1 protein-coding gene is annotated in these 615 nt (G+C 57.2%); it reads right to left on the minus strand.

The features are described from left to right. Positions 1-46 precede the first annotated feature (46 nt). A complete protein-coding gene (locus JUK32_RS13675) occupies positions 47-217 on the minus strand; it encodes a hypothetical protein (protein ID WP_204139415.1) in 171 nt (56 codons plus the stop codon). Between the last annotated feature and the right edge of the window lie 398 nt (positions 218-615).

Here is a 615-nt window from a genome sequence, read left to right on the forward strand (position 1 = left end):
TTGGATCCAGATGACGAAATCAATAAATCCGCCTCTCTAGTTGTCGTCAGCCGACAGGCTCATTGTCGTCTAATACCCCGTCAATCTGCACGTTGGTTTGCAGGGTGATGGTGTCGTCGCCAGCGGCCTGGTTAGCCTGCAAGATGGCCCAGCTCAGGGTGCCAGCGGTATCGCCGAGGCCGTTGTCGGTAGCTTGGGTAACGTCGTAGTTTGCCATGGTGGTGGTTTCTGTAGGTCGAGTGTGTGGGCGGGCGGGTGTGAGGGGAGAACCTCACCTTGTATGTTGAGAGCAGTAGCGCTGGCCTCTCCTGATCAAGGCTGTCGTTTATACATAAGTCTCGTGTTAAGTAGTTGGCAGGGTTTAGATCCCCCCAACCCCCCTTGAGAAAGGGGGGCAGACCCAACCGAGAGGTGAATAGCCCCCTTAACAAGGGGGCGGCAACAGCGGGGGATCTGCCTGTATCGCTTAATTCAGAGATGTGTGTAAGCAGTAGCCTGATCAAGCAGAGGAACTGGGGAACGGCATTGGGCTAAACCGCTCCTTGAGAAGGAGCGGTGCCGCAGGCGGTGAGGTCGGTCAGCCTTGAGGGGGCCGGGGGAACCTCACCTAGCCTC

The sequence above is a fragment of the Halomicronema sp. CCY15110 genome (assembly GCF_016888165.1).
Lineage (GTDB): Bacteria > Cyanobacteriota > Cyanobacteriia > Phormidesmidales > Phormidesmidaceae > Halomicronema.